This is a genomic window from Paraburkholderia sp. BR10872 (genome assembly GCF_040965835.1).
GTDB lineage: Bacteria > Pseudomonadota > Gammaproteobacteria > Burkholderiales > Burkholderiaceae > Paraburkholderia > Paraburkholderia nodosa_A.
Window position 1 is genome coordinate 1 of sequence record NZ_JBFRCN010000171.1, and the last position, 309, is coordinate 309.

A 309-nucleotide genomic window follows, 5' to 3' on the forward strand; every position below is an offset into this window, starting at 1 on the left:
CCTGCAGGCGCACGGCGTGGGCGTAGGCGTCGCTGTACGACTCGCCGGCCTGCACGACCTCGACGGTGGCGCCGCCGTGGGCGCGCACGGCATCGACCTTCACCTGCGGCGTGGTCACCGGCACGCAGATCACGGCCTTCACGCCGAGCTTCGCCGCCGACAGCGCGACGCCCTGCGCGTGGTTGCCCGCCGAGGCGGTGATCACGCCGCGCTCGAGCTGCGCGGGCGAGAGATGCGCCATCTTGTTGTAGGCGCCGCGCAGCTTGAAGGAGAACACCGGCTGGTTGTCCTCGCGCTTGAGGAACACGG

1 protein-coding gene is annotated in these 309 nt (G+C 71.5%); it reads right to left on the bottom strand.

Going from position 1 to position 309, the window contains the following annotated elements:
* Window positions 1–309, bottom strand: a 309-nt coding sequence (locus tag AB4Y43_RS40555; RefSeq protein WP_368730298.1) for a pyridoxal-phosphate dependent enzyme, incomplete at both ends; no start/stop codon positions are given.